Below are 26562 nucleotides of genomic sequence, written 5' to 3'. Positions count from 1 at the left end.
AACTTAATGCGCATCCGCTGACGGCGCTTTAGGTGGGGCTACCTTGTGCATGAATGGAATCAGCACAATCGCCACCAGGAAGCACACCATCACCGCCAGGAAAGCATCGGCAAAAGTCTGCGTCTGTGCTTCACGCATGGTCAGCTTCCACAATTGCTGCAAGGCGCCGGTCGGCGCAGTACCGGCGTCGAGTCCCCATGCCAGCATGTTGGCGCCGGTGTTTTGCACCAGGTTGTTCATGGACTCATTGGCGCTGTTGAGATGTTCCGCCAGGCGCAAAAAATGCAGGTTGGTGCGATCATTGAGGATCGTGCCGCACACCGCAATACCGATCGCGCCGCCGAGATTGCGCATGAGGTTGAACAAACCCGAAGCCTGCTTCAAACGTTCCGGCTTGAGCGCACCGAGTGTCAGCGTCACCACCGGCGCCACCGCAAACTGCTGCGCAAAACCGCGCAAGGCCTGCGGCAACATCAGCTCGCGCCAGCCCCAGTCATGCGTGATCGGCGTGAAGTTCCACATGCTCAGAGCGAAACACGCCATGCCAAACATCATCAGCCAGCGCAGATCGACGCGGCGTCCCAGATAGGTATAGAAGGGGATCGCACAGATCTGGAACAGGCCGGTCGCGAAAATCGCCAGGCCGATGTCGAGCGCACTGAAGCCGCGCACGTGCGCCAGGAATACCGGCGTCAGATACACCGTGGCGAAAATGCCGATACCGGTCACGAACGAGAAGAAACAGCCCAGCGCAAAGTTGCGGTCTTTGAGCGCACGCAGATCCACAACCGGGTTCTCATACGCCAGGCTGCGCCAGACAAACGCGATACCGGCGATGATGGAAATCCACACCGTGGTGCGGATGATGTCGTCGCCCATCCAGCCGAGCCGGGGGCCTTCTTCCAGCGAATACTCCAGACAGCCGAGACTGGCCGCCAGCAGGATCATGCCGAGATAGTCGGCGCCCTTGAGCAACGACAGATTGGGCTTGTCGATGCGCACCAGCATCGGCACCACCACGGCGACAAAAATTCCCGGCACGAGGTTGATGAAGAACAGCCAGTGCCATGAATAATTGCTGGTGATCCAGCCGCCGACCGTGGGACCCAGAGTCGGCGCCAACGATGACAATGCGCCGACCGTCGCCGCCGCAATCACGCGCTGATGGCCGGAGAAATAAAAGAATGCGGAGGTAAACACCATCGGGATCATCGAGCCGCCGAGGAAACCTTGCAGCGCGCGGAAGAAGATCATGCTGTTGATGTCCCAGGCCATGCCGCACAACATGCTGGCGACGGTAAAACCGACCGCTGAAGCGCTGAACAGCCAGCGCGTCGACATCACGCGCGCCAGCCAGCCGGACAGGGGAATGACGATGATCTCGGCGATCAGATAGCTGGTTTGCACCCAGGCGGTTTCATCGGCGCCGGCCGACAAGCCGCCGCCGATGTCGGCCAGCGACGCCGACACAATCTGAATATCGATCAGTGCAATGAACATGCCGACGCACATGGTGGCGAAGGCAAGGATCTTGGCCTTTTGGGTCAGCTCTGCGGGCGACGCTTGCGGTGGTGCCATGGTAGTGCTGGCGACGGCGCTCATGCTCAGCTCCGCTTAGCGTTGCCGGCGTCGTTGGTATTGCCGGCGCTGTTGCTGCCCGATGCCGGCATGCGCTCATCGACTTCCGCCGTCACCGACAGACCGGGACGCAATTTTCCGAGACGCGCAGCTTCGCCATCGAGCAGAATCCGCACCGGCACGCGCTGGACGATCTTGGTGAAATTGCCCGTGGCGTTTTCTGCCGGCAGGATGCTGAATTGCGCGCCGGTTGCCGGTGCAACGCTGGCGACATGGCCTTCGAAGGTCTCACCGGGCAAAACGTCTGCCTTGATCTTCACCGCCATGCCGGCCCGGAAATGCGCGATCTGGTTTTCCTTGAAGTTGGCATCGACCCACAGCCCTTGCGCCGGCACCACCGACAACAATTGCGCGCCGGTCGCGGCATAGGCGCCGAGACGTGCGCGACGGTTGCCGACCACGCCGTCAACCGGTGCGCGCAGTTCGGTGTAGGCCACATTCAGTTCGGCCAGATTGCGTTCGGCGATGGCCTGTTGCAATGCCGCCTGCGCCTTTTGCTTCTGTGTCGCCAGTACGTCGAGTTGGCGTTGCGCCGCGTTCAGACCGGCTTGCGCTTTTTGTCCGTTCGCAACTGCCTGCTTATAGTCGGCATCGGCTTTCTGGAAGCTTTGCACCGATACCGCAGCCTTGGACGACAGGCTTTGATAGCGAGTCTGGTCGTCGTGCGCGCGCGAAGTCTCGGCGCTGGCGGCGACGACGCCGGCCTTGTTTTGTTCAATCACCGCTTCCTGCAGGTGGCGCTCGGCGTCGATGTTGGCCAGCGTCGCTTCCTGCGCCTGCACGGCGGCTTTCAGCTTGTTCAGTACGGCGACGTAATCGCGGTCGTCCAGTTTGATCAGCAAGTCGCCGGCTTTGACGCGCTGGTTGTCGGTCACCAGCACTTGCGCGATGTTGCCGGAAACCTTGGGCGCGATCACGGTGATGTCGCCGCCCACATAGGCGTCGTCGGTGTGTTCCCAATAGCGTCCTTCAGCAAACCAATAGATCAGGTAACCGATGACCGCAGCGATCACGACGATCGCCACGAAGATTTTCACCGTCCTGCCTTTGCCTTTTTTCTGTGCGGTAGCGGACTGCCCGATGTCGTTCGCCGACGCAACACTTGTTGGATTGCTCATGTTGTACCCAGTCTTTCTATCGATAAGCCCGCGCGGGGCCGGTTATGAAAAATGCCGTTGTCCTGCACATCCTGAAGCCTTGAAATCCTTTACCAGCAAGCTGTTTCGGCTGACAAAAATATTTCGGCTGCTAGTTGCTTTCATTTTGATAGTTAGATTAAACTAGACACTATCGTTTTGCAAGTAACTTTTCGAAGCCAATCAGAAATCGGATTTTTCAGAGGGAGTCAGCAATGGCAGCAACGGACGGCAACAAACTGATGGGATCGGCAAGCCTGAGCGCGGTGGCGCTGGCGGTCGGCGTATTTCTGACTGGCTGCGCCAGCGGTCCCGATTACCAGGCGCCGGCGGTGGCCGGTGGCGCGTTCCGCAATGCCGGTCTGCTGGCGCAGCGGAATGCGACAGGTACGACTGGTTCCACTGTTGCGCCAATGCCGCAACTGGATGAATGGTGGAAAGGTTTCAACGATCCGGTGCTGAGCCGTGTCGTGCAGCGCGCGATCGAGCAGAACCTTGACCTCGCCGCATCGGTTGCCCGTGTGGAACAAGCCCGTGCCGCAGCGCAGGAAGCCGGCGCACAACGCCGCCCCCAAGTCGGCGTAGAAAGCCAGGCAGCGCGCGCCAGGCAATCGCTTAATAGTCCGCTCGGCAAAATCGCCAGCAGCTTCCCCGGGTATGAACGCACCCAGACGCTGTATGACGTCGGCGTCGGCGCCAGCTGGGAACTGGATCTGGCTGGCTCGCTGAAGCGCGGTGCAGAAGCTGCCGACGCGGAGCGCGACGCCGCCGAGGCCGATCATCTCGGTGTGCGCATTTCCATTGCGGCTGAGGCAGCCGATGCTTACTTCCGCATTCGCAGTGCGCAATCCCGTCTGCGCATTGCCGAAGACCAGGTCCAAACCACGAGCAAATTACTCGAACTGGTACGCCTGCGCTTGCGCGATGGCATGTCGAACCAGCGTGAAAGCGCGCTCGCCGAAGCGCAGCTGTCGCAGGCACGCTCCGGTATTCCACCGCTGCGCATTGAACTCGAACGCCAGCTCAACCGGCTCGACGTCCTGATGGGAGCCGTGCCCGGAACCTATGCCCAGGAGTTGAACGACGACGCGTCAGAGGTTGCAACGGTGCCGGCGATTACCGTTGCCGATGGCAGCGCCGCACTGTTGCGCCGCCGTCCCGACGTGCTGGCGGCAGAACGTCGCCTGGCCGCGTCCAATGCACGTATCGGCGTGGCGATGGCGGAGTATTACCCCAAGCTGTCGCTGTCGTCCTTGCTGGGATTTGAAAGCCTGGGCGCGGGAGGATTGTTCACTTCCAACAGCTTCCAACCACAAGCGGCGCTGGGTCTGCGCTGGCGCTTGTTCGACTTCGGTCGCATTGATGCGGAAGTCGCGCGCACCAGGGGCGCCAATCAGGAAGCACTGGCGCGTTACCGCCAGGCTATCCTGCGCGCTACCGAAGACGTGGAGAACTCCATCGTCACGCTGGTGCAGTTGGAGAAGCAAAGCACCGAGTTGATCGATGAAGTCGCCGCCCGCCAACGCGCGCGTACTGCAGCGCAAGATGCTTACCAGGGCGGCGCCTTGAGTTTGACGGAAGTGCTGGAAGAGGATCGCCTGCTGCTGCATGCGCGCGATCAGCTGGCGCAGGTGCGTATGGATGATGCGCGTGCTGCGGTGACGACGTTCCGGTCTTTGGGCGGCGGTTGGTAAGACGTAGAGAAATGCGTAGAAACCCATCGCCGTCATCCTGACGAAGTCAGGATCCGGCATCGTGCCGTATCACTCTCTTCACGGCACCGGATCCCGGCGTTCGCCGGGACGAGGGTGTTACTCAGAAACGTTGTGCGTCTGTCAGACTGTACGCTGATTGCGCGCTTCGTAAGTTTTGAGATGGGCGTAGACGACTTGCAGCAGGTCGATTTTGGTCCTGGCTTCGCGTCCGCGGCGCAACAGATCGCCGATGATGTGATCGGCTTCGATGCGTGCATTGTTGCTGATGTCGCGGAACATGGAAGCGGTCAGCGTCGAACCGGCTTCGGTCAGCATCTTGCGCGTGCGGTCGTAGAACGGACCGCCCGGTGCATGGCCGTTGGCAGCAGCAATGGCTGCGTTTTCTTCCAGCAAGGCGGTGATGAATTGTTCGCCGCCCGGCGCTTGCAGAATATCGCCGACAGTGGAGCGCATCAGGCTGGTGCTGCCCGCCAGCGATGCCAGCATGATCCATTTTTCCCACATCGATTGCAGGATGGTGGTACTGACGTTGACGTCAAAGCCGGCGCCGGCGATTTCCTTCTCGATCTGCGCGAGGCGCGACGACGAGGTGCCGTCGCGTTCGCCGAAGGTCATGCCGTGGAAGGTATTCAGATGCCTGATGGCGCCGTCAGCATCAATGGTGCTGGCGATGACGCATTGCCCGCCCAGAATTTTCTCTGCGCCGAAGCGCTGCGACAGGATGTCCAGATGCTGCATACCATTGAGCAGCGGGAGGATTGCCGTCTGCGGTCCGACTGCTGCGGCGAAGGAGTCAATCGCGTCATCCAGGTCGTAGGCTTTGCAGCTGAGAATGATCAGGTCGTAATGTTGCTGCAGATTTTCTTTGAGAACGGTCGGCGGATTGCTCAGCGTCAGGTCGCCGACCGGACTCTTGATCTGCAAGCCGTTCTTGGCCAGCAATGCCGCGCGTTTTTCGCGTACCAGAAATGTCACGTTGCGTCCGGCAGCCAACATGCGGCCACCGAAATATCCTCCGACTGCGCCGGCGCCCACTACCAAAGTTTGCATCTTCATGTCTCCTCGTTGTTTTCCTGAATGCTTTCCTGACGCTGTTCCTGCATTCTTTCTCGCAAATAATCGTCCGCACTGCCTTGCCTGAGCTGCTGCGCCGGGTCGCCGAAGTTGCGCAATCCCCAGTCGTACATCGCCGCGATCACCACCCGGAAATCGTGGCCGCGTTCGGTCAGCAGATATTCATAGCGCGGTGGATGTTGCCGGTATTGGCGGCGTTCAAGCAAGCCGGCGTCAACCAGCGTCTGCAGCCGGCGCGCCAGCATGTTGGGCGATATTGCCAGATTTTTCTGAAACTGGTCGAAGCGGGTCAGACCGCGCAGGCAATCACGCACGATCAGGATGCTCCACCACTCCCCCACCACTTGCATGGTGCAGGCCACGGGGCAATCCTGATCGTCGAGACATTTACGTCGCATGCGGCGTGATGGCTTCTGTTGAGATGACGTGCAATTACCTGGTGTAGCGAGCGGCCGGATTCTTGAGCGACAGATTCGGTCCCATCGCCTGACGCGCGGCGGTCAATGCATCCCATTGAGCGACGTCCGGCAGCGGCGGGATGGTGACTTGTTCACCCAGATCCAGACCGGTCAGTGCGGCGTTGACCAGATCGTCCACGCTCATCACCATGGCGTCAGGAAGCGCGTCGATGTCGGAGCCGGAACGTTCCCAGATTTCGGTACGGGTAGCGCCCGGCAGCACGGCTTGTACGCGTACGCCGTGTTTGCCCAGTTCGTTTTGCAGCGACTGAGTCAGGTTCAGCACGAAAGCCTTGGTGCCGCTATAGGCGCCGTTGAACATTTCCGGCGCCAGCGCCAGCACCGATGCCAGATTGATCAGCGTGCCGCCCTTGCGTTGAATGAAGCCCGGTGCGACGGCGGCTGCCAGACGCATCACGGCGGTGATGTTGAGCTGGATCATGGCGTCGTACTTGTCGATGTCGCCGTCAGCCAGTTCGCCGGCAATACTCATGCCTGCGTTGTTGACCAGCATGGTGATGGAAGCGTCGGTACGCAGGCGTTGTTCGACTTTCAGCAGATCGGCTTTGTTGACCAGATCGGCGGGCAGGATCTCGACCTTGACCGAGGTCTCCTTGCGCAGGCGCTCTGCCACTTGTTCCAGGCGTTGTGCGTCACGCGCAACCAGCACCAGATCGTAGCCGCGGCGGGCCAGACGGTCTGCATAGGTTGCGCCGATGCCGGTGGATGCGCCGGTGATGAGTGCGGTGCCAGGTTTCTTGCCGTTGTTTGCTGCATTGCTCATGGGATTCTCCGAAAGGGTAGCGTCCGACCATTCGGACAGTTACTTTCATAATAATAGTTACTAGAGAAATGTCAAGCAAGCGCTTTGTTTTAATGAGGACGATAGGAAAAAACTAAGACGGCCTGATTGGCAACTATGGAATCGCCGCAAGAAGGCGTGGTGCCGCTGCTGTCGCACACGACGGCATGGCGATGCGCGTTCGCGGCCCAGCTGGTATGGGGAAAGTAGAAGACGGAAGCCGGCAGCACTCGCGCCGGCGAGCAATGACGCTATTCGCCCAGCAGCACACCCGGGAAATTGCGCATGGTGCGCACAAATGGCGCCGTGCTGCCCAACGCACGCGAGACTACCAGCGAACCGTGCATGGTGATCATGGCGTCTTCCGCGCGGCGTGAAGCTTCTTCGGCAGAGACGCCGGTTTCGGCCACAACGGCGGCGAGCGCCTTGATCAGGCCGCTGAGACGCTGCTTCAGATATTGCTGGAAGAATTCGCCTGCTTCGCCGATGGTGAACAAATCGGTCAGACACGGCCGGGTGCCTTTGGCGTAAAACTCGCTGAGCGCCGCGCTGAATTTCTTGAGCCGCTTTTCGGCCGGCGCATCTTCCGCCAGCGTCGGCATCACATGTTCGCCGAACCACACGCCGACCGCTTCCAGCGCGGCCGTCCCCATGTCGGTTTTGCCGTTGGGGAAATAGTGATACAGGCTGGATTTGCCCAGACCGGTGGCTTCCGACAAGCTCGCCAGGGTCGCGCCCTGATATCCCGAGCGGCGGAATTCGGCAAGGATGCGTTGGGCGACTTCTTCGCGAGACAAGCTTGGAGCAGGCATAGGTATTTTCTTGGGTGAGTAGCAGCGCAGCGGGGCAATGCATGTCCATGCATGACCGACATGGCGACGCCGCTGTTGTTTCCGGGATTATAAATTTATTTGACAGGCTTCTTTCGATTGTTTATTGTACCGATCGTTCGGTACAAATTCACATCTTACGCCAATCTGTCCGGGAAGATTTATTTTTCTTGCGCCGTCATCCACCAGGAGATTCACATGCAGCCCGCCCATCCCATCCGCCTCTACGGCTTTCCATTGTCCGGCCACAGCCATCGCGTCGAACTGTTCCTGTCCTTGCTCGATCTTCCGTATGAATTCATCTACGTCGATCTGCCCAAAAAGGCACAAAAGGAAACCGGCTTCCTGGCCATGAATCCGCGCGGCCAGGTGCCCGTGATCGTGGACGGCGATATTACCTTGTACGACTCGACTGCGATCCTCGTTTATCTGGCCAAGCGCTACGGCAACAGCGGATGGCTGCCCGATGATGCGGCCAACGCCGCCAAGGTGCAGCAGTTCCTGTCGCTGGCGTCCGGCGAGGTGTTGGAAGGTCCGGGCAAGGCGCGCCTGGTGAAGGTGTTCAACGCGCCGCACGACTACGAACTGGCAAAGCAAAAAGCCGCGAGCCTGCTGCAACTGCTGGAGACGCATCTCAGCGGCGGCCGCAACTTCCTGGTCGGCACGCATCCGACCATCGCCGACATCGCCTGCTTCAGCTATGTTGCACATGCGCCTGAAGGCGGCGTCAGTCTGACGCCGTATCCGCAATTACGCGCATGGATCGCGCGCGTGGAGAGCCTGCGCAATTTCCGACCGATGCCGGCGTCGCCGCTCGCGGCATAAGGCATTACGCATCTCCGCACTGAGACAGGTTTGTCGTGGCCGTATCGGCGCTGGTGCTACGCGGGGCGGCGCCAAAGCATCGTTCTTTCTGACTGATGCAGGCGGAAAATTGAAGTTGATGCTTCAATGAAAAACGTGAAGAGCGGCTTCGTTAACGCGACAACAAACCTGGTGCCTGGCTCAGCAAACTGAGCCCCTCTTCCACGCTGCCAAGAATCTTGTACCAGGCGACAAAGCCGCTGTTGTCGAATACTTCGCGTACATCCGGTTGCAAGCCCACCACGACCAGACGTGCGCGGCGCGCTTCGGCTTTCTTGCTGAGCAGGTAAAGCGCCTTCAGTCCGGCTGAGCCGAGCATATCGAGGCGAGAGAAATCCAGGATCATCTTTTGCAGATCCGGGCGACATTGACTTTGCAGCTGCTTAACGAATTCAGAAGCGCCGTTGGCGTCCAGGCTACCTACGGCGCGCACGATCAAAACTTCGTTGCTATGGATTGCTTCGACCTTCATGATTTTTTTCACATCAGGCAATTCGGGCGGTCATTATAAAACTTGCCACGCTATTTCCACACAGCAAATAGTTACAAAACGTTACCTACGGCGTGCATTTTCACGAAAATCATCACCATCTTCATTCATCTCTCAAAGTTTGAATTTTTAATCGGATAATTTCGATTGCATTATTAAAAACTTCTGATGCATCAACGTTGGCTCAAAAAATGAAGAGAAAATAAATATATCACAATATGATATATTTATCGGCATGCTTGTCCGGAAGCAGCCTGTCGCCAACACGCCGCTGTTCCGTCAACCCTCTCCTCATTCTGACGATCACATGCGCCGCCACCAACGCGACTTCACTGTCGACCGCCGAGTCCTTTTTCTTGCCGGCATCGCCGTTGCCATCGGTGCCATCAGCACGGTTGCCGCCTTTGTCCTGCTGAACCTGATCCGTTTCTTCACCAACCTGTTTTTCTTCCAGACGCTGTCGTTTGCCGATCGCTCGCCGGCAACGCACACGCTGGGAATCTCAGTGGTGATCGTGCCCATCATCGGCGGACTGATCGTCGGTCTGATGGCGCGTTACGGTTCAGAGAAAATCCGCGGCCACGGCATTCCGGAAGCCATCGAAGCCATCCTGTTCGGCAAGAGCAAAATGTCCGGCAAGGTCGCCCTCCTAAAGCCGCTGGCGTCGGGCATCGTGATCGGCAGCGGCGGCCCCTTCGGCGCGGAAGGGCCGATCATCATGACCGGCGGCGCCATCGGCTCACTGATCGCGCAGCATTTCCATGTCAGTGCCGCGGAACGCAAAACCCTGCTGGTCGCCGGCGCCACGGCGGGCATGACAGCCGTATTCGGCACACCGGCGGCAGCGGTCTTGCTGGCGGTGGAATTACTGTTGTTTGAATGGCGTCCGCGCAGCTTGCTGCCGGTGATCCTGGCCTGCGCCGTCGCCGGCTTCGCGCGACCGCTGCTGCTGGAACCCGGACCGCTGTTTCCTTTGCATACGGCGCCGGCCGGATTGTCGGCGTTGCTGGTGTGCATCCTGGCGGGACTGTTGAGCGGCGCCTTGTCGTCGGCAATGTCGGTGGCCTTGTATTGGGTCGAGGATCGCTTCCACGCGCTGCCGCTGCACTGGATGTGGTGGCCTGCGCTCGGCGCGGTTGCCGTGGGCATCGGCGGCTACTTCCAGCCACGTGCGCTCGGCGTGGGCTACGACGTGATTGCCGATCTGCTCAATCATCATCTCGCCATTTCAGCGGTGCTGGCGTTACTCGCAGTCAAAGCGATCATCTGGATCATTGCACTCGGCTCCGGCACCTCGGGCGGCGTACTGGCGCCGCTGCTGATGCTGGGCGCCGGACTGGGCACCGCCATCGCTTATGTCGTGCCCGGCAGCGATGCGGCATTGTGGCCGCTGGTCTGCATGGCGGCGGTACTGGCGGGCGTGCTGGGCACGCCGCTGACGGCGGCCGTGTTTGCCCTCGGGCTGACGGGCGACTTCAATGCCTTCCTGCCCTTGTTGCTGGCGACCGGCATCTCATACGGCTTTACTGTGCTGGTGATGCGCCGCTCGATCATGACCGAGAAAATCGCCCGTCGCGGCCTGCACATCTATCGCGAATACAGCGTCGATCCGCAAGAACGCATGTTCGTGGAAGAGGTGATGACACGCGAAGTGATGTGCATTGCGGCAGACACCAGCTTGCGGAGGATCGCCGAGGAATATTTCGGCGCGACGCAACGGCACCGGGCTTTTCCGGTGTGCGATGACGGCGGAAAACTGCTCGGCATGCTGGATCGCGCGACCTTGTCCACGCATCTGGATGCTCACCCTGACACGGCGGACACAACCGCCATTGGCGCGGTGCTGAAGCCGTCAACTTCCCAGGTGGCATTCGCCACCGAAACCTGCCAGTCAATTGCGCGGCGCATGGCCGCACATCACGTCGAACGCCTTCCGGTAGTTGCCGATCCGGTGTCCTTGCAACTGATCGGCCTCATCACCCGCAGCGATCTGGTCAAACCTGCACACGCGGTGTTCCACGAAGAACACGTACGCGAAAGATTGGCACGCTAGACTGAAACGGGCATAAAAAAACGGCACAGGCTTCGACCCCTGTACCGTCCGCTCTCCGAAGAGAACGCAGAACAACTTTGTTGACTACACCGCGCTGACGTCGAGCTCCGCCTCGGTATTGGCGATCACCTCTTCCTTGGTCACGCCCGTCGCCAGTTCAATCAGCTTCAACCCCGCCGGCGTCACATCGATCACACCCAGATCGGTGATGATGCGATTGACCACGCCCACGCCGGTCAGCGGCAGGTTGCATTGCTTGAGAATCTTTTGCGAGATGCTGCCGTCCTTGCCTTTGGCAACGTGCTCCATCAGCACCACCACGCGGCCGACGCCAGCCACCAGATCCATCGCGCCGCCCATGCCCTTGACCATCTTGCCTGGAATCATCCAGTTGGCCAGGTCGCCCTGCTGCGATACCTGCATCGCGCCCAGGATGGCGATGTTGATCTTGCCGCCGCGGATCATGCCGAACGAGTCCGCCGAGCTGAAGAAGGACGAGCCCGGGATGGTGGTGACGGTCTGTTTGCCGGCGTTGATCAGGTCGGCGTCGACCTTGTCTTCGGTCGGGAAGGGGCCGATGCCGAGCAGGCCGTTTTCCGATTGCAGCCAGACTTCAATGTTGTTGGGAACGTGATTGGCGACTAAGGTCGGCAAGCCGATGCCGAGGTTGACGTAAAAACCGTCCTGCAATTCCTTGGCTGCGCGCGCAGCCATTTCGTCTCTGGTCCATGCCATGATTATTTCTCCTTATTTCGCCGCAGCAGAAACCGTACGTTGTTCAATCCGCTTTTCCGGCGTGGCGTTGACCACGATGCGGTGCACGAAGATACCGGCGGTGTGAATCTGGTCCGGGTCGAGCTGGCCGACTTCGACCAGTTCCTCGACTTCGACGATGGTGATCTTGCCGGCCATGGCGACGTTGGGATTGAAGTTGCGCGCGGTCTTGTTGAAGACCAGGTTGCCTGCCTTGTCGGCCTTCTGTGCCTTGACCAGCGAGATGTCGGCGACCAAAGAGCGCTCCATGACGTACCTGGCGCCGTCGAAGTCGCGGATTTCCTTGCCTTCGGCCACCAGCGTGCCGACACCGGTCTTGGTGAAGAAGGCCGGGATGCCGGCGCCGCCTGCTCGCAGCTTTTCTGCCAGCGTACCTTGCGGGGTGAATTCCAGTTCCAGTTCGCCGGCCAGGTATTGGCGTTCGAACTCTTTGTTTTCACCCACATAGGAGGCGATCATCTTCTTGATCTGGCGCGTTGTGAGTAATTGGCCGAGGCCGAAACCGTCAACGCCGGCGTTATTGGAGATGGCCGTCAGATTCTGTACGCCGGAGTCGCGCAAGGCGGCGATCAGCGCTTCAGGAATGCCGCACAGGCCGAAGCCGCCGACCGCAATCGTCTGGCCGTCCTTGACGATGCCGGATAACGCGCTGGACGCGTCGGGATAGACTTTATTCACATGTCTCCTTTCAATTCTTATAGTTTGAAAATGTCAGCTGGCATCATAGGTTGCTGCCATAGCCCCTACAATACGGTAAAAATACCTAGAACTCCCGCCAGGCCTTATTATTGAGGATTCCTGACAGTATTTTTACGATACAAAAAATTAGCAACGGATAATGAGCAACTCGCATCTCGTCGACTTCGAACAAGTATTCATGCATGCCCCGATCGGCATGTGCGTATCGCATAACCGTGTCATCCAGCAAAGCAATCTGGCGCTGGCGAAGATGTTCGGTTACGCGCCGGGCGAACTGTCGGGGCTCTCATTCATGGTGCTGTATCCGACACCTGATGAATTCGAACGCACCGGCGTACGGCTGGTGCCGATTCTCAACGAAAAAGGTTTCTACTCCGACGAGCGCATCATGAAGCGCGCCAACGAAGAAATGTTCTGGTGCCACGTCACCGGGGCGTCGCTGGTGCAGGGCGATCCGCACGCGGCGGGCATCTGGACCTTCGAAGACGTCAGCGCCAAACGGCCGCTGGCGCCGGGCCTGACGCCACGCGAACGCGAGATCGCGGCGCTGCTGGTGGAAGGCAAGACAAGTAAATTGATCGCACGCCAGGTCGAACTCAGCCCACGTACTGTAGAAATGCACCGCGCCCGTCTGATGCGTAAATTCGGCGCAGCGACGTCGTCTGAACTCGTGCACAAGCTGCTCAGCATTACGCCATAACTCCGGCGTTAACCTTCACCCCATTCCGGTTCGCCGGTAAATCTCTCCGCCAGAAAATCCAGCATGGTGCGCAAGGTCGCCGGCATGTGCTTGCGCGACGCGTACACGCCGTAGATATCGAGCACGGTCGGTTCATGTTGCGGCAGCAGCGCCACCAGTTTTCCCGAAGCCACGTAGGGCGCGGCTGCATAGGCCGGCAGATGCGCAATGCCGGCGCCGGCCAGCGCGGCCGACAGCAACACCATCGCTTCATTGGCGCTGATATTGCCGCTGACCGCGACCGAGCTGTGCTTGCCCTTGTGATCGAACTCCCACAGGCTCTTTCCGACATAGGAATGCGTCAGGCAGTTGTGCAGCGCCAGGTCCGCCACTTTCTTCGGCGTGCCGTGCACGCGCAGATAATCCGGAGATGCGCAGATCGTCGAACGGCACACCGACAGCCTGCGTGCGATCAGGCTGGGATCGAGGCGCGTGGTCATGCGAATCGCCAGATCGATGCGCTCTTCCACCAGATTGACGGTGCGATCCAGCATCATCAGATCGACCGCGACCTCAGGATAGCGCTTGCAATAAGCGGTGACAGCGCGTGCCAGCTGCGGACCGAACGAGGTAGTCGTGGTGATGCGCAGCAAGCCCTTCGGCGCCTGCTGCGGCTGGCTGACGGCATGCTGTAGATCGCTCGCGGAAGAAAGCATCTGGCGGCAACGTTCAAGAATCTCATTGCCGGCCGGGGTCAGACTCAGGCGGCGCGTGGTCCTGTGCAGCAGGCGTGCGCCGACCCACTCTTCCAGCTCCGCCAGATAGCGCGAAATCACCGGACGCGACATGTCCAGCTGCAAGGCGGCCGCTGACTGGCTGCCGCTATCGACCACGCTCACAAATACCTGCATTGCCGTCAATCTATCCATGCCGCCCTCCCGGCGCTTCAGTTTATATGCACGATTTAAGAAACAAACTATGTTTCATTATGCTGTTTTTCCAAAACAAATAAATCATTAATCTTCCTCCGTCGCACTTAAACCTTTTCGGAGAGATGAACATGTATTCGCGCTTCCACACAATTTCCCGTCCGCTGCTGGCATTGGCTGCGGCCGTCGGCATCTTCGCCGCCAGCACCGGCAACGCCGCCGCTGCAACAACCGCGTCCGCCGATGCCCTCAAGCTGGATATCTACAACCCCGGCGACAGCGCGCTGTTTCCTGTCAGCTCGGTGCTGGTCGCCGGCAAGCAGGACGCGATTCTGGTCGACGCCCAATTCGGCCGCGCGCAGGCGGAACAAGTCGTGGAGAAGATCCGTGCCAGCGGCAAGAAACTGGTTGCGGTCTACATCAGCCATGGCGACCCGGACTACTACTTCGGCCTCGACACCATCAAGGCCGCCTATCCCGGCGTGAAGATCCTGGCAACGCCGCAAACCGTGGCGCATATCAAAGAAACCGTCGCCCACAAGCTGGCCTTCTGGGGACCGAAGCTGGGCGCCGATGCCCCCGCGCAAACCATCGTGCCGGATGTCCTTGAGGGCAATACGCTGACGCTGGAAGGCAAGGAGCTGCAAGTGATCGGTCTCGACGGACCACAGCCGGAGCGCAGCTTCGTCTGGATTCCTTCGATCAGGGCAGTCGTCGGCGGTGTGGTTGTCGACGGCAACGAACACGTCTGGATGGCCGACACGCAAGGCGAAAAATCGCACAAGGGCTGGCTGCTCACGCTGGCGCGCATCGAGAAGCTGAAACCGAAGACCGTCGTCCCCGGCCATTACGCCGCCGGCGCACCGATGACCATCGCGTCGGTGAAATACACCCGCGATTACATCAAGGCCTTCGATGCGGAAACCGCAAAGGCAGCCGACTCCACCGCACTGATCGCGGCGATGAAAGCGCGCTATCCCAACGCGACCAATCTTTCGGTGCTGGAACTGTGCGCCAAGGTCGCCAAGGGCGAGATGAAGTGGTAATGCAATTCAACAAAAATTCATCAACAAAGTTCTCGTCTTGAATAGCGAATAGCCGGCACACATGCGCCGGCTATTCGCGTTAAATTAGGGATCTCTCTTCAAGGAACGCATCATGAACACCAACAACGCCAACAACACCGGCGGCGCTACTGCGCTGCATTACATCTACGACCCGCTGTGCGGCTGGTGCTACGGCGCCGCCCCGCTGGCGGCAGCTGCACGCAACGTCATGCCGGTGATCGGCCATGGCGGCGGCATGATGACCGGCGCCAACCGCAAACAGATCAACCCGGCTTTACGCAATTACGTCATGCCGCACGACCATCGGATTGCCGGCCTGACCGGCCAACCATTCGGCGACGGCTACTTCAACGGCTTGTTGCTGGATGAAACCGCCGTCTTCGATTCGGCGCCGCCGATCAGGGCGATTCTGGCCGCAGAAGAGTTGGCCGAACGCGGCCTCGACCTGCTGTCGCGTCTGCAAGTGGCGCATTACGTGGAAGGCAAACGCATTGCCGATGACGATGTGCTGCTGGCGCTGGCGGTCGAACTGGGATTGGATGCCGACGAATTCGCGCAAGCTTACGGGCGCATCGGCGAGGAAGAATTGCAGCAACATATCGCCGCCAGCCGCCGCTTGCTGGCGCAGGTCGGTGGACACGGCTTTCCGACTTTCGTGCTGGAGCAGGACGGCCGTTTCGAAATGCTCGACGCCGGCCGCTGGCTGGGCGAACCCGACGCGTGGCGCGAACATCTCGCCGCATACACGCGTCGTTAAACCTGCTTACACAGGCAAACCAAGCTCGCGCAACTGCTTCACCGTCTCGGCGCAATCGACATGATGAATCGCATGCCAGCCGAGGCGCCGCGCCGCCTCCACGTTCTTGGCGGAGTCGTCGAGGAAGATCAGTTCGGACGGCTTCAGGTTGGACAGATGTTTGCCGTAACGCGTCAGCGCAATCTGGTAGATAACGTCATCCGGCTTGATGCACTGCTCGGCTCCCGATACCACGATGTCACGGAAGATCTGCAGAAAATCGTAGTTCGCCAGCGCATACGGAAAGGTCTCCGATGACCAGTTGGTGAGACCGAACAACGGCACTTCTTTTTCGTGCAAAGTACGCAGCAATTCCACGCCGTCATGCAGCGGGCCGCGCAGCATTTCGGTCCAGCGATCGTAGAAGGCGCGGATCATCGGCTCATGCTGCGGATGCTGCGCCACCAGCAATTCGGTGCCTTCCTGCAATGTACGGCCGCCGTCCTGGCGGATGTTCCAGTCCGGCGAACAGACGTTGGTCAGGAAATGCTCGCGCTCGGCGGCGTCTGGAATCAGTTGTTGATACAGGTGCAGCGGATTCCAGTCGAACAGTACGCCGCCGAAATCGAACACCACGGCGCGAATGCCGGCCGAACTTGCATAGTCAGAGTTAAATTTTTGCATCAGACAGTCATCGAATGATTGGTGGATGGAAGGATCTGGACATCACAATGTGCGGAAAAATTCATACAGCTCAGGCGCATCCGCATACGCCACGTTGAAACGGAACCACGGCTCGTCCGGCGGCGTGAGGTGAAAGAACTCTCCCGGCGCCAGCCAGATGCCTTTCTGCCGCGCGCGATCGGCGATCTCGCGCGCACTCAGTTCGCAACCATCCAGTTTTGCCCAGGAAAACATACCGCCGCGCGGCGTCGTGAACGGCGTCAGACCGGTCTCGCTGAGCTTGCTGTTGACGCGCGATTGCGCATTCAACAAGGATGCCGCCAGATTCTCGACGTGGCGGCGATGGTGGCCTTCGGTCAGCACGCTGTGCACCAGGCGTTCGTTGATTTCGGAATTGGTCAGGCTCAGCACCATCTTGGTATGCACCAGCTGGCGCGCCAGATCGCGCTGGCAGGCGATGAAGCCGAGGCGCAACGACGGCGCGATGGTTTTCGAATAACTGCCGACGTAAATCACGCGCTGCAAGCCGTCGAGCGCCGCCAGCATAGGGTCGGTCGGCTGGCCCAGTTCGCGGAAGATATCGTCCTCCACCACCCAGAAACCGTGCCGTTCGGCCGCCTGCAGCACGCGCATCGCACAGGCCGGCGTGTAGGAAGTGCCGGTCGGGTTGTGCAGCACGCTGGTGGTGAAAAACAATTTCGGCTTGTGCGTGCGCGCCAGCGTCTCCAGCATCTCGGTATCGACGCCGGTGGGCGTGCGCGGAATGCCGATGACGTTGAGGTCGGCCATCTTCAGCATGGCGATCAGATTGCAATAACCGGGATCGTCGACCAGCACCGTGTCGCCGCGCTTGACCATGGTGCGGATGATCAGGTCCAGGCCCTGCGTCGCGCCGTGCGAGGTCAGCACCTGATCGAGCGAGACTTCCAGCGACCAGTTCGCCAGGAACTGGCAGATGATCTGCCGCAGCGGCGCATAGCCGTAGGGATGGCCGTAGCCGACCTGCTGCGCGCCGGGTGAACGGATGATGCGGCGTTCAGCCTGATGCAAGCCTTCGTCGTCGAGCCATTTGCCAGGCAGCCAGCCACAACCGGCTTTGATCGGCACGCGCTCGTCGGCAAACATCTCCGACAGCAGCCAGGCCGAGTCGATGACCGGCTCCGGCGGCGTGAACGCCAGGCTGGGCGGAATATTGGTCCCTTTGGGCGCGATGAAGAAACCGGCGCCGCGCCGCGCCACCAGCAGGCCGCGCGCCACCAGTTGCTCGTAAGCCTCGACCACGGTGGATGCGCCGATGCCGTGCGATTCGGCAAACTGGCGTACCGAGGGCAAACGCTCGCCCGAGCGCAAGCCGCCCTGTTCGATCGATTGTGCCAATCCGCTCACCACTTGCTCGACCAACCTCACCACGCCGTTTCGTTCCAGCGTCAGGTAGACCGCCTCGCGCTGCGCCTTCGCCATCTTATCCTCGCTACAGCATGTTGCCGGCGCTTGAGCGTTTGAGCGCTTGCCTTGCCGACAACTGTTATCAATACAGATTGTTGAATTAAACAATACAGTTTTTCAGTTAATTCCAAAGTGTATCTAACAATACCGGCCGCGTCTCGCAATAATCGTCTCATTGATCATTCCATCGATCGTCCATCCATTCCCGTTTCGTTAACTCTTGTTTCGTCAACCCTTCAAGGTGCGCCTGAAATGAACAAACCACTGTCCTCTTCCGACCTGTCCGCTTACTGGATGCCCTATACGGCCAACCGCAACTTCAAGGCCAGCCCGCGCATGCTGGTCTCAGCCGAAGGCATGTATTACCGCGACGACGCCGGCAACGCGATCCTCGACGGCACCGCCGGCCTGTGGTGCGTACCGCTGGGCCACGCGCAGCCGAAGATCGTCTCCGCCGTGCAAAAGGCCGTGGCGACGCTGGACTATGCGCCGTCCTTCCAGCTCGGCCATCCGATGGCGTTCGAGCTGGCCGAACGCCTGAAGCAATACACCGGCAACCGTTTTTCGCAAGTGTTCTACACCGGCTCCGGCTCGGAAGCGGTCGACACCGCCCTGAAAATTGCTCTGGCGTATCACCGCGTACGCGGCGACGCCACCCGCACCCGCCTGATCGGCCGCGAGCGCGGCTACCATGGCGTCGGTTTCGGCGGCATGTCGGTCGGTGGCATCGGCGGCAATCGCAAGACCTTCAACTCGGCGCTGCTGCAAGGCGTCGATCACCTGCCGCACACGCACAACCCGGAAAAGAACGCCTTCACCAAGGGCGAACCTGAATACGGCACGCACCTGGCCGACGAGCTGGAACGCCTGGTCGCGCTGCATGACGCGTCCAACATCGCCGCCGTCATCGTCGAGCCGGTCGCCGGCTCCACCGGCGTACTGATTCCGCCCAAGGGCTACCTCAAACGCCTGCGCGAGCTGTGCACCAAGCACGGCATCCTGCTGATTTTCGATGAAGTCATCACCGGCTTCGGCCGCCTCGGCACCCCATTCGCATCGGACTACTTCGACGTCGAGCCGGATCTGTTCACTACAGCCAAGGGCCTGACCAACGGCGTGGTGCCGATGGGCGCGGTGTTCGTCAAACCGCACGTGCATGACGCGTTCATGCAAGGTCCGGACGGCATCGAACTGTTCCACGGCTATACCTATTCCGGCCACCCGCTGGCCTGCGCCGCCGGCCTGGCCTCGCTCGACATTTTCGAACAGGACGGCATCCTCGAACACGCCCAGAGCGTCGCCGACTACTTCCAGGAAGCGGCGCATTCGCTGCGCGGCCTGCCGAACGTCATCGATATCCGCACCATCGGCATGATTGCCGGCATTGAGCTGTCGTCGATTCCGGGCAAGCCGGGCGCACGCGCCTATGACGCCTTCCGCCGCGCCTTCAACGACGGCATCCTGATCCGCGTGACCGGCGACATCATCGCCTTGTCGCCGCCGCTGGTCATCGAGAAGAAACACATCGACGAACTGTTCGGCAAGCTCGCTGCGATTTTGAAGACCCTGGATTAATCGAAAGTACATCAATACAACATGGAAAAAATTACTCACTTCATCGGTGGACGCCGCGTCGACACTAGCAGCGACCGCTATGCCGATGTATTCAATCCTGCATTGGGCGTGCCGGTGGCGCGCGTCGCACTGGGCACGGCAGAAGAAGTTGACAGCGCAGTCGCCAGCGCAGCCGCCGCTTTCCCTGCATGGTCCAACACGCCGCCGCTGACGCGTGCGCGCGTGCTGTTCAAGTTTTTGCAACTGATCCAGCAACACGCCGACGACTTCGCCGCCATCCTCACCCGCGAACACGGCAAGACTTTTTCCGATGCGCAAGGCGAAGTCGCGCGCGGCATTGAAGTGGTCGAATATGCGGTCGGCATTCCGCAAATGCTCAAGGGCGAATACACCGACCAGATCGCACGCGGCATCGACGCCTGGTCGATGCGCCAGGCGCTGGGCGTGGTGGCCGGCATCACGCCGTTCAATTTCCCCGCCATGGTGCCGATGTGGATGTTTCCGATCGCGCTGGCCTGCGGCAACTGCTTCATTCTCAAACCGTCCGAACGCGATCCGTCGGCGTCGCTCCTGATCGCAGAACTGCTGCAGCAAGCCGGCCTGCCGGACGGTGTCTTCAGCGTGATCCAGGGCGATAAAGTTACCGTCGATGCGCTGCTCGACCATCCGAAAGTCAAAGCCATCAGCTTCGTCGGCTCGACGCCGATTGCCGAATACATCTATGCGCGCGGCAGTGCCAAGGGTAAGCGCGTGCAAGCGTTGGGCGGCGCCAAGAATCACATGGTGGTCATGCCCGACGCTGACATGCAAGTCGCGGTCGATGCATTGATCGGCGCGGCCTATGGTTCCGCGGGCGAACGCTGCATGGCGATCTCGGTGGCGGTTGCAGTCGGCGACGCCGGCGACAAGCTGGTCGCTGCATTGGCCGAACGCACACGCAATCTGAAGATCAACGACGGCATGGAAAAAGATGCCGAGATGGGCCCGGTCGTCACCGCTGCGGCGAAAGCACGCATCGAAGGTCTGATCGGCAAAGGTGTCGAAGAAGGCGCGAAGCTGGTTGTCGACGGCCGCGGTTTCAAGGTGCCTGGCCGTGAAAACGGCTTCTTCGTCGGCGGCACCTTGTTCGATCACGTCACGCCTGAGATGACCATCTACAAGGAAGAAATTTTCGGACCGGTGCTGTGCGTGTTGCGCGCACCAGATGTCGCCACCGCCGTCGAGCTGATCAACAACCACGAATACGGCAACGGCGTCGCCATCTTCACCCGCGACGGCGGCGCAGCGCGCGAGTTCGTGCGCCAGATCGAAGTCGGCATGGTCGGCGTCAACGTCCCGCTGCCGGTGCCGATGGCGTTCAGCAGTTTCGGCGGATGGAAGCGCAGTCTGTTCGGCGACCATCATGTCTACGGTCCGGAAGGCGTACGTTTTTACACACGCGCCAAAGCCGTGATGCAACGTTGGCCGAACACCGCCAGCGCCGGTGCCGAGTTCGCTTTCCCGCAGATGAAATAAGTCTGCAGTTCATGTGAAAGCGCGATGAAAACAGCGAAGAGTTGAGAAAGAAAAACGGCATGAGCGAACCTCATGCCGTCGCTGTTTTCACTATTGATTTTCACATTGAATTTCGCGACGTGAAGTATTGGTGCAGTAGCGGAAATTGATGGTGCAAAGTGATGTTGAAAACGCACCGACATTGACGAAATTGGAGAATTAAATTCATCAAAAGAAAAATCAACGCAGCAAGTAATTCACGTAGCATGCAGTAACGCGAAAAACCAAAAGGCAGGCATGTAAAAACACATGACCATGCCAACATTCGCGGCAGTAAAAAATAAAAAACGACGTACAAAAACAAACAGAGACATTAAACCAGGAGGAGCAACATGATCCATCGCCATCATGTATTGCAGCACGCACACATACGCCTGCGCGCAAGGTCGAGAGACCTTCATCATCACACCGTTTTTACCGAGGTAAACACGGTGCATTTCCACATGTCCCTGCAGTAGATTTTCTCTCGCCATGACGATGAATTTCTTATCGTTACGGGCACAGAACTTGCGTCACAACAGATTGATTTAACCCTTTCAATGCACAGTCATTTTTGGAGATGTGAATATGATGAATCGTCGTGATTTTCTCAAGCTGTCCGCACTCGCTGCACCAGGTGCACTGTCCTACACCGATGTATTCGCACAAGCCGATGCAATTCAGTTCGGTTGCCCTGTTCCGATGTCCGGCCCGTTTGCCGCGAACGGAAAATACGCCGACATGGGCATGAAGCTGGTGCTGCAAAAATACGGCAAGGTGCTCGGCAAGAACCTGAGCTACACCACGCTGGATACGGAAGGAAAACCGGCGACTGCGGTCCGCAAGATGCAAGAGACGATGGAAAAAGGCACGCGCTTTTTCGCAGGCGGCATTCTCTCCGGCGAAGCGCTGGCGATGGGCAAGGAAGCGGAAAAAGGCGGCAGTATTTTCATCACCACCGCGGGCGCCGATGAAATCACCGGCAGCGATTGCAACCGCGCTACTTTCCGCTGGTCGGTGCCGACCTTCGGTGCGATCGAGCAGACCGTGCGTCCGCTACTGGAAAAAATGCCAAACGCCAAGCGCTGGTACACCATCACGCCGCAATATGTTTTCGGTGACGGTTTGCTGAGCGCAGCCAAAGCGATCTTCAAAGAAAAAGGTATCGAACACGTCGGCAACAGCTACCACTCGCTGGCCGAAAAAGAGTTCAGCGGCTACCTCACCAACGCCATGGCCGCCAAGCCGGACGTCCTGTTATTGTTGAATTTCGGTTCGCAATCGTCGGACACGCTGCGCCAGGCAGTCAGCTTCGGCATGAAGAACAACTGCACCATCCTGATGGCCTGGGCTTCGGGTCTGGAACAGTTCGAAACACTGGGCGCGGACATCTGCGACGGCGTCTACTTCGGCGCGCAATACTGGCACGCCATCGATGCGCCGTTCAACAAGGAATTCGTCAAAACGGTCAACGATTCGCTGAAGATCGACCCGAACTACAGCCTGGCCGGTTCCTACATCTGTACCAAGATCGTTCTGGACGCCATCATCAAGGCCAACAGCACCGATCCGAAAGCAGTCATCGCGGCAATGGAAGGCATGAAGTACGAAGGCCTGACCGGCACCGAAGAAATCCGCAAGGGCGATCATCAGGTCATCAAGAACTACTACCTGCTCAAGGGCAAGGCAAAGTCGAAGATGCGCAACAAGAACGACTATGCAGACATCATCTCGTCTGGAAAATCTTTCCTGGCACTCGACAAAACCATGTGCAAGCTGGGCTGACCTGTCCCTGATCCAATTGCGAAGCCGTGATCCGGCAGCGTACGGTGCTCAGAATCCTCGTGTACCCAAGTACACTCCGGTTCTTCCGCTCCGGTCGCTACCGGCTGACGGCTTCTCGCTACGGATCAGGAACAGGTCGACGACTGTGATTGCTCATAAAAGATCTTGGATAAATCACATATAAAGTCGTCGCTAACGTTTCTCAACGTATTGAGGTTTCATGAATATCTATCTGCTGCAAATTGCCAACGGCGTCGGCATCGGCATGCTGTATTTCCTGCTGGCGGTGGGCTTGTCCATCGTGTTCGGCCTGCTGCGTTTCGTCAATTTTTCGCATGGCGCGTTTTTCTTGCTGGGTGCTTATTTCTGCTTCCAGCTTGGCGAAATGGGCATCAATTTCTGGTGGTCGTTGCTGATCGCTCCGCTCGTTGTCGGTGTATTCGCTTTTCTGGTCGAGCGCTTTGTATTGCGCCACATTTATGCGCTGCCGCATCACTTTCATATTCTGTTCACTGTCGGTCTTGCACTGGTATTGCAAGAGGCCGTGATCTCTTACTGGGGCCCGCTTGGCAACAATATTTCGCCGCCGGATCTGCTGCAGGGCGTGGTCATGGCCGGTGGTTTCGTGTATCCCAAATACCGTTTGTTCGTGATCGCTTTCACTGCCGTGATGGCGCTGCTGTTGTGGTGGATTCTTGAAGGCACGCGTCTCGGCTCCATCGTTCGTGCGGGTAGCGAATCGACGGAAATGGTGTCGCTGCTGGGCTTGAACATCGATCGCATCTTCAGTCTGGTGTTTGCACTCGGCGCGTTCACTGCGGGTCTTGCGGGCGCACTGGCAGCGCCGATTCGCGGCGTCGAACCGTTCATGGGCGTAGAGGCTCTGGGCATTGCATTCGTAGTGGTGGTGATCGGTGGCCTCGGCAGTTTTTCCGGTGCACTGGTGGGCGGCATTCTGGTCGGCATTGTGCAAAGCGTGATGAGTACGGTGTGGTCGGAAGGCGCGCATCTGATGATTTATGTGGCGATGGCGGCGGTCATGCTGCTGCGTCCCAACGGCCTGCTCGGCCGCGCCAGCTGAGGAGACCGTCATGAAACATATCGCTCATTTCCGCTTTACGCTGCTGGCCATTGCTGTGGTCTTGCTGCTGCCGCTGTGCGTCGGCTCCGGCACGCTGGCGACCGAAGTATTGATCTACGCGCTGGCCGCACTCGGCTGCAATCTGCTGCTGGGTTATACCGGCCTGATGTCGTTCGGCCAGGGGATTTTCTTCGGCATCGGCAGTTATGCCACCGGCCTGGCGCTGCTGCACCTGAAAGCGCCGCTGCTGATCTCCCTGCTGATCGCCGCCGTCATCGGCGGACTGATTGCGCTGCTGGTCGGCTGGTTTTCGATTCGCCAGAAGGGTACTTACTTCGTCATGCTGACGCTGGCGTTTGCACAGATGTTCTACTTCCTCGCTTATACGATGAAGGACATCACCGGCGGCGACAACGGCTTGCTCGACATTCCACGTCCCAACCTGTCGGTGTTCGGCCATACGCTGTTGCCGACCACTTCGTCGTGGCAGTACTACAGCTTCGTCGCGATCCTGTTCGTAGTGGTTTTCTGGCTGTTGCAGCGCGTGGTGGATTCGGTGCTGGGCCGTACCCTGCTGGCGGTGCGCGACAACGAGGCGCGCGCTTCCGCAGTAGGCTACGACGTGACCTTGCTGAAGCTTGCGGCTTTCGTCATCTCGGGCGCAGTGACCGGACTGGCGGGCGGCTTGCACGCGATGATGACCGGCGTCGCGCCGCTGTCCAACATCGAATACCACACCAGCGAATCGATCCTGATCATGACCGTGATCGGCGGCACCGGCAATCTGTTTGCCTCGGTGCTGGGCGCGTCCTTCTACGTGCTGGTCGGCAACTGGCTGTCGACGCTGTGGCCGCGCTGGCTGATGCTGCTTGGCTTCCTGTTGATCGGCGTGAGCCTGTACATGCACAAGGGTTTGTACGGTCTTGCGCAATCGCTGCTGCAACGTCTGCGCCCCGGTACGAAAACCCGTGTGAGTACCGACATCGCCAAGGAGAGCCATTGATGAGTACGCCCATCCTCAAAGCGGTGAACGTGACCAAGCGCTACGGCAAGTTCACCGCCGTCAACAACATCACGCTGGATATCCTGCCGGGCACGGTGCATTCCGTCATCGGGCCTAACGGCGCCGGCAAGACCACGCTGTTCCACACGCTGACCGGCACCACGCCGATTACCGAAGGCAGCATTCTGGTGGAAGGTGAAGAAGTGTCGCACCTGCCCGGTTACAAGCGCGTGCGCAAGGGTCTGGCGCGTTCGTTCCAGGTGACCAGTTTGTTTCCCAATCTGAGCGTGCGTGAAAACCTGCGATTGGCGGCGCAAGGCACACGGCCGGCGCAAGCGCTCAATCCGTGGAAGCGGCCCGAGTTGCTGCGTCAGGCCTGCGACATTGCCGAGCAGCTGGTGGTGCGTTTGAATCTGCAAGGCGTCACCGACCGTCTCTCCTCCGAACTCTCGCACGGCCAGCAACGCCGTCTGGAAGTCGGCATGGCGATGGCGGGTCAACCGAAAGTAATCTTCCTCGATGAGCCGACTTCGGGCATGGGCATCGACGACATCGCCGACATGAAGAAGCTGATCCACAGCCTGCGCGACAACTACACCGTGGTGCTGATCGAACACAACATGGACATCGTGATGGACATCTCCGACAGCATCACCGTGATGCAGCAGGGGCAGATTCTGGCGCAGGGCAAACCCAACGACATCCGCAACGATGAACGCGTGCGCCGTGCTTATCTGGGCAGCATGATTACCGGCGGCAAGAAAGCTGAGACGAAGGCAGGAGAAACAACATGATCCTCAACGTACAAGACATCCACAGCTATTACGGCAAGAGCCACATCCTGCAAGGCGTGTCGCTGCAGGTCGCCGCCGGCGAAGTGATCACGCTGCTGGGCCGCAACGGCGCCGGCAAGAGCACGACCCTGAAAAGTATCGTCGGCGTGGTCGAACCGCGCCAGGGCAAGGTCATGTTCGAAGGCAATAACGTCGCCGGCCTGCCGGCTTATAAGATCGCCTCACGCGGCGTCTGCCTGGTGCCGGAACATCGCGGCATCTTCAAGCTGCTGACGGTGGAAGAAAACCTGACCATGGCGGCGCGCAAGGATTCGGCCTGGGGCCTGGAAGACGTGTACAAGATCTTCCCGCGCCTGAAAGAACGCCGCAAGAACGGCGGCGGCCAGTTGTCCGGCGGCGAACAGCAGATGCTGGCGATTGCGCGCGCACTGATGACGCATCCCAAGGTGCTGATGCTGGATGAGCCGGTTGAGGGGCTGGCGCCGGTGATCGTCGACGAGATCGTCGCGCAGATCAAACTGATCAAGGCAACCGGCATGTCGATCATCCTGGTCGAGCAAAATCTGGAGGTCTGCACGCAGTTGGCGGATCGGCATTACATTGTGGAGCAGGGACGCATCGCCTATAGCGCGACCAATGCGGAATTTCTCGCCGACGACAGCGCAAAAGACCGCTATCTTGGCGTAAATCTTGCTGCTTAAACTTAACTGCTTAAAT

The 26562-nt window shown here is 59.3% G+C and carries 26 protein-coding genes; 13 read left to right on the top strand and 13 right to left on the bottom strand.

Going from position 1 to position 26562, the window contains the following annotated elements:
• Positions 1 to 3: 3 nt before the first annotated feature.
• Together AC1RN6_RS05640 and AC1RN6_RS05635 are read right to left on the bottom strand one after the other, a co-directional pair.
• Complete coding sequence (locus tag AC1RN6_RS05640) at positions 4 to 1602, bottom strand: DHA2 family efflux MFS transporter permease subunit (protein WP_493003727.1); 1599 nt, start codon at positions 1600 to 1602, stop codon at positions 4 to 6.
• 2 nt (positions 1603 to 1604) lie between these two features.
• Positions 1605 to 2756, bottom strand: a complete 1152-nt coding sequence (locus tag AC1RN6_RS05635; RefSeq protein ID WP_493003726.1) for an HlyD family secretion protein — start codon at positions 2754 to 2756, stop codon at positions 1605 to 1607.
• A gap of 233 nt (positions 2757 to 2989) precedes the next feature.
• Here AC1RN6_RS05635 and AC1RN6_RS05630 point away from each other — a divergent pair, with 233 nt between their 5' ends.
• Positions 2990 to 4468 carry an efflux transporter outer membrane subunit gene (locus AC1RN6_RS05630; RefSeq protein WP_493003725.1) on the top strand — a complete coding sequence of 493 codons (1479 nt, stop codon included), beginning with the start codon at positions 2990 to 2992 and terminating at the stop codon, positions 4466 to 4468.
• Between the two features lie 141 nt (positions 4469 to 4609).
• On the opposite strand, the gene panE is transcribed toward AC1RN6_RS05630, so the two are convergent.
• The 4 genes from panE to AC1RN6_RS05610 all read right to left on the bottom strand — a co-directional run bounded on the left by panE (position 4610) and on the right by AC1RN6_RS05610 (position 7635).
• A complete protein-coding gene (panE, locus tag AC1RN6_RS05625; RefSeq protein ID WP_493004725.1) occupies positions 4610 to 5539 on the bottom strand; it encodes a 2-dehydropantoate 2-reductase in 930 nt (309 codons plus the stop codon).
• Positions 5540 to 5541: 2 nt separating this feature from the next.
• Entirely contained in the window at positions 5542 to 5961 is a 420-nt protein-coding gene (locus AC1RN6_RS05620; protein ID WP_493003723.1) for a winged helix-turn-helix transcriptional regulator, read from the bottom strand.
• A 34-nt stretch (positions 5962 to 5995) separates the two neighbouring features.
• Positions 5996 to 6805, bottom strand: coding sequence for an SDR family NAD(P)-dependent oxidoreductase (locus AC1RN6_RS05615; protein WP_493003720.1), 810 nt, complete (start codon positions 6803 to 6805; stop codon positions 5996 to 5998).
• 269 nt (positions 6806 to 7074) lie between these two features.
• Complete coding sequence (locus AC1RN6_RS05610; protein ID WP_493003719.1) at positions 7075 to 7635, bottom strand: TetR/AcrR family transcriptional regulator; 561 nt, start codon at positions 7633 to 7635, stop codon at positions 7075 to 7077.
• Positions 7636 to 7851: 216 nt separating this feature from the next.
• Here AC1RN6_RS05610 and AC1RN6_RS05605 point away from each other — a divergent pair, with 216 nt between their 5' ends.
• Entirely contained in the window at positions 7852 to 8478 is a 627-nt protein-coding gene (locus AC1RN6_RS05605) for a glutathione S-transferase family protein (RefSeq protein WP_493003718.1), read from the top strand.
• Between the two features lie 151 nt (positions 8479 to 8629).
• On the opposite strand, the gene AC1RN6_RS05600 is transcribed toward AC1RN6_RS05605, so the two are convergent.
• Entirely contained in the window at positions 8630 to 8989 is a 360-nt protein-coding gene (locus AC1RN6_RS05600) for an STAS domain-containing protein (RefSeq protein WP_493003716.1), read from the bottom strand.
• Between the two features lie 325 nt (positions 8990 to 9314).
• Here AC1RN6_RS05600 and AC1RN6_RS05595 point away from each other — a divergent pair, with 325 nt between their 5' ends.
• Positions 9315 to 11060 carry a chloride channel protein gene (locus tag AC1RN6_RS05595; protein WP_493003714.1) on the top strand — a complete coding sequence of 582 codons (1746 nt, stop codon included), beginning with the start codon at positions 9315 to 9317 and terminating at the stop codon, positions 11058 to 11060.
• 84 nt (positions 11061 to 11144) lie between these two features.
• Here the strand turns inward: AC1RN6_RS05595 and AC1RN6_RS05590 are convergent, their stop codons facing one another.
• Positions 11145 to 11795: a 3-oxoacid CoA-transferase subunit B gene (locus tag AC1RN6_RS05590; RefSeq protein ID WP_493003713.1), complete on the bottom strand. Its 651-nt coding sequence runs from the start codon at positions 11793 to 11795 to the stop codon at positions 11145 to 11147.
• A gap of 12 nt (positions 11796 to 11807) precedes the next feature.
• Complete coding sequence (locus AC1RN6_RS05585) at positions 11808 to 12512, bottom strand: CoA transferase subunit A (RefSeq protein WP_493003711.1); 705 nt, start codon at positions 12510 to 12512, stop codon at positions 11808 to 11810.
• A gap of 160 nt (positions 12513 to 12672) precedes the next feature.
• Here AC1RN6_RS05585 and AC1RN6_RS05580 point away from each other — a divergent pair, with 160 nt between their 5' ends.
• Positions 12673 to 13233, top strand: coding sequence for a PAS and helix-turn-helix domain-containing protein (locus tag AC1RN6_RS05580; protein ID WP_050479316.1), 561 nt, complete (start codon positions 12673 to 12675; stop codon positions 13231 to 13233).
• A gap of 8 nt (positions 13234 to 13241) precedes the next feature.
• Here the strand turns inward: AC1RN6_RS05580 and AC1RN6_RS05575 are convergent, their stop codons facing one another.
• Positions 13242 to 14141, bottom strand: a complete 900-nt coding sequence (locus AC1RN6_RS05575) for a LysR family transcriptional regulator (RefSeq protein WP_493003709.1) — start codon at positions 14139 to 14141, stop codon at positions 13242 to 13244.
• 131 nt (positions 14142 to 14272) lie between these two features.
• Between AC1RN6_RS05575 and AC1RN6_RS05570 the strand changes: the two genes are divergently transcribed.
• On the top strand, positions 14273 to 15187 hold the full coding sequence (locus AC1RN6_RS05570) for an MBL fold metallo-hydrolase (RefSeq protein WP_493003707.1): 915 nt from the start codon (positions 14273 to 14275) through the stop codon (positions 15185 to 15187).
• Positions 15188 to 15299: 112 nt separating this feature from the next.
• Positions 15300 to 15965: a DsbA family protein gene (locus AC1RN6_RS05565; protein WP_493003706.1), complete on the top strand. Its 666-nt coding sequence runs from the start codon at positions 15300 to 15302 to the stop codon at positions 15963 to 15965.
• A gap of 6 nt (positions 15966 to 15971) precedes the next feature.
• On the opposite strand, the gene AC1RN6_RS05560 is transcribed toward AC1RN6_RS05565, so the two are convergent.
• Positions 15972 to 16628 (bottom strand): HAD family hydrolase, encoded by a 657-nt coding sequence (locus tag AC1RN6_RS05560; protein ID WP_493003705.1) that lies wholly within the window; start codon positions 16626 to 16628, stop codon positions 15972 to 15974.
• A gap of 42 nt (positions 16629 to 16670) precedes the next feature.
• Complete coding sequence (locus tag AC1RN6_RS05555; RefSeq protein ID WP_493003704.1) at positions 16671 to 18089, bottom strand: aminotransferase-like domain-containing protein; 1419 nt, start codon at positions 18087 to 18089, stop codon at positions 16671 to 16673.
• Between the two features lie 237 nt (positions 18090 to 18326).
• Here AC1RN6_RS05555 and aptA point away from each other — a divergent pair, with 237 nt between their 5' ends.
• Positions 18327 to 19649: an omega-aminotransferase AptA gene (aptA, locus tag AC1RN6_RS05550; RefSeq protein ID WP_493003702.1), complete on the top strand. Its 1323-nt coding sequence runs from the start codon at positions 18327 to 18329 to the stop codon at positions 19647 to 19649.
• Positions 19650 to 19670: 21 nt separating this feature from the next.
• Positions 19671 to 21164: a CoA-acylating methylmalonate-semialdehyde dehydrogenase gene (locus AC1RN6_RS05545; protein WP_493003701.1), complete on the top strand. Its 1494-nt coding sequence runs from the start codon at positions 19671 to 19673 to the stop codon at positions 21162 to 21164.
• Positions 21165 to 21400: 236 nt separating this feature from the next.
• Here AC1RN6_RS05545 and AC1RN6_RS05540 read toward each other — a convergent pair whose 3' ends face one another.
• Positions 21401 to 21676, bottom strand: a complete 276-nt coding sequence (locus tag AC1RN6_RS05540) for a hypothetical protein (RefSeq protein WP_493003699.1) — start codon at positions 21674 to 21676, stop codon at positions 21401 to 21403.
• A 97-nt stretch (positions 21677 to 21773) separates the two neighbouring features.
• On the opposite strand from AC1RN6_RS05540, the gene AC1RN6_RS05535 reads away from it, so the two are divergent.
• The 5 genes from AC1RN6_RS05535 (at position 21774) to AC1RN6_RS05515 (ending at position 26546) form a co-directional block, all read left to right on the top strand.
• On the top strand, positions 21774 to 22967 hold the full coding sequence (locus tag AC1RN6_RS05535) for an ABC transporter substrate-binding protein (RefSeq protein ID WP_493004724.1): 1194 nt from the start codon (positions 21774 to 21776) through the stop codon (positions 22965 to 22967).
• Positions 22968 to 23187: 220 nt separating this feature from the next.
• Entirely contained in the window at positions 23188 to 24048 is an 861-nt protein-coding gene (locus tag AC1RN6_RS05530) for a branched-chain amino acid ABC transporter permease (protein ID WP_493003697.1), read from the top strand.
• A gap of 10 nt (positions 24049 to 24058) precedes the next feature.
• On the top strand, positions 24059 to 25051 hold the full coding sequence (locus AC1RN6_RS05525) for a branched-chain amino acid ABC transporter permease (RefSeq protein ID WP_493003695.1): 993 nt from the start codon (positions 24059 to 24061) through the stop codon (positions 25049 to 25051).
• Positions 25051 to 25845: an ABC transporter ATP-binding protein gene (locus AC1RN6_RS05520; RefSeq protein WP_493003693.1), complete on the top strand. Its 795-nt coding sequence runs from the start codon at positions 25051 to 25053 to the stop codon at positions 25843 to 25845. Before AC1RN6_RS05525 ends, AC1RN6_RS05520 begins: the two co-directional genes overlap by 1 nt.
• Positions 25842 to 26546 carry an ABC transporter ATP-binding protein gene (locus AC1RN6_RS05515; RefSeq protein ID WP_493003692.1) on the top strand — a complete coding sequence of 235 codons (705 nt, stop codon included), beginning with the start codon at positions 25842 to 25844 and terminating at the stop codon, positions 26544 to 26546. Before AC1RN6_RS05520 ends, AC1RN6_RS05515 begins: the two co-directional genes overlap by 4 nt.
• Positions 26547 to 26562: the final 16 nt, after the last annotated feature.

This window comes from Herbaspirillum sp. GW822-FHT03A08 (assembly GCF_058801885.1).
Note: the sequence above shows the minus strand (reverse complement) of the source record. Positions and strands in the feature narration are given on the sequence as shown.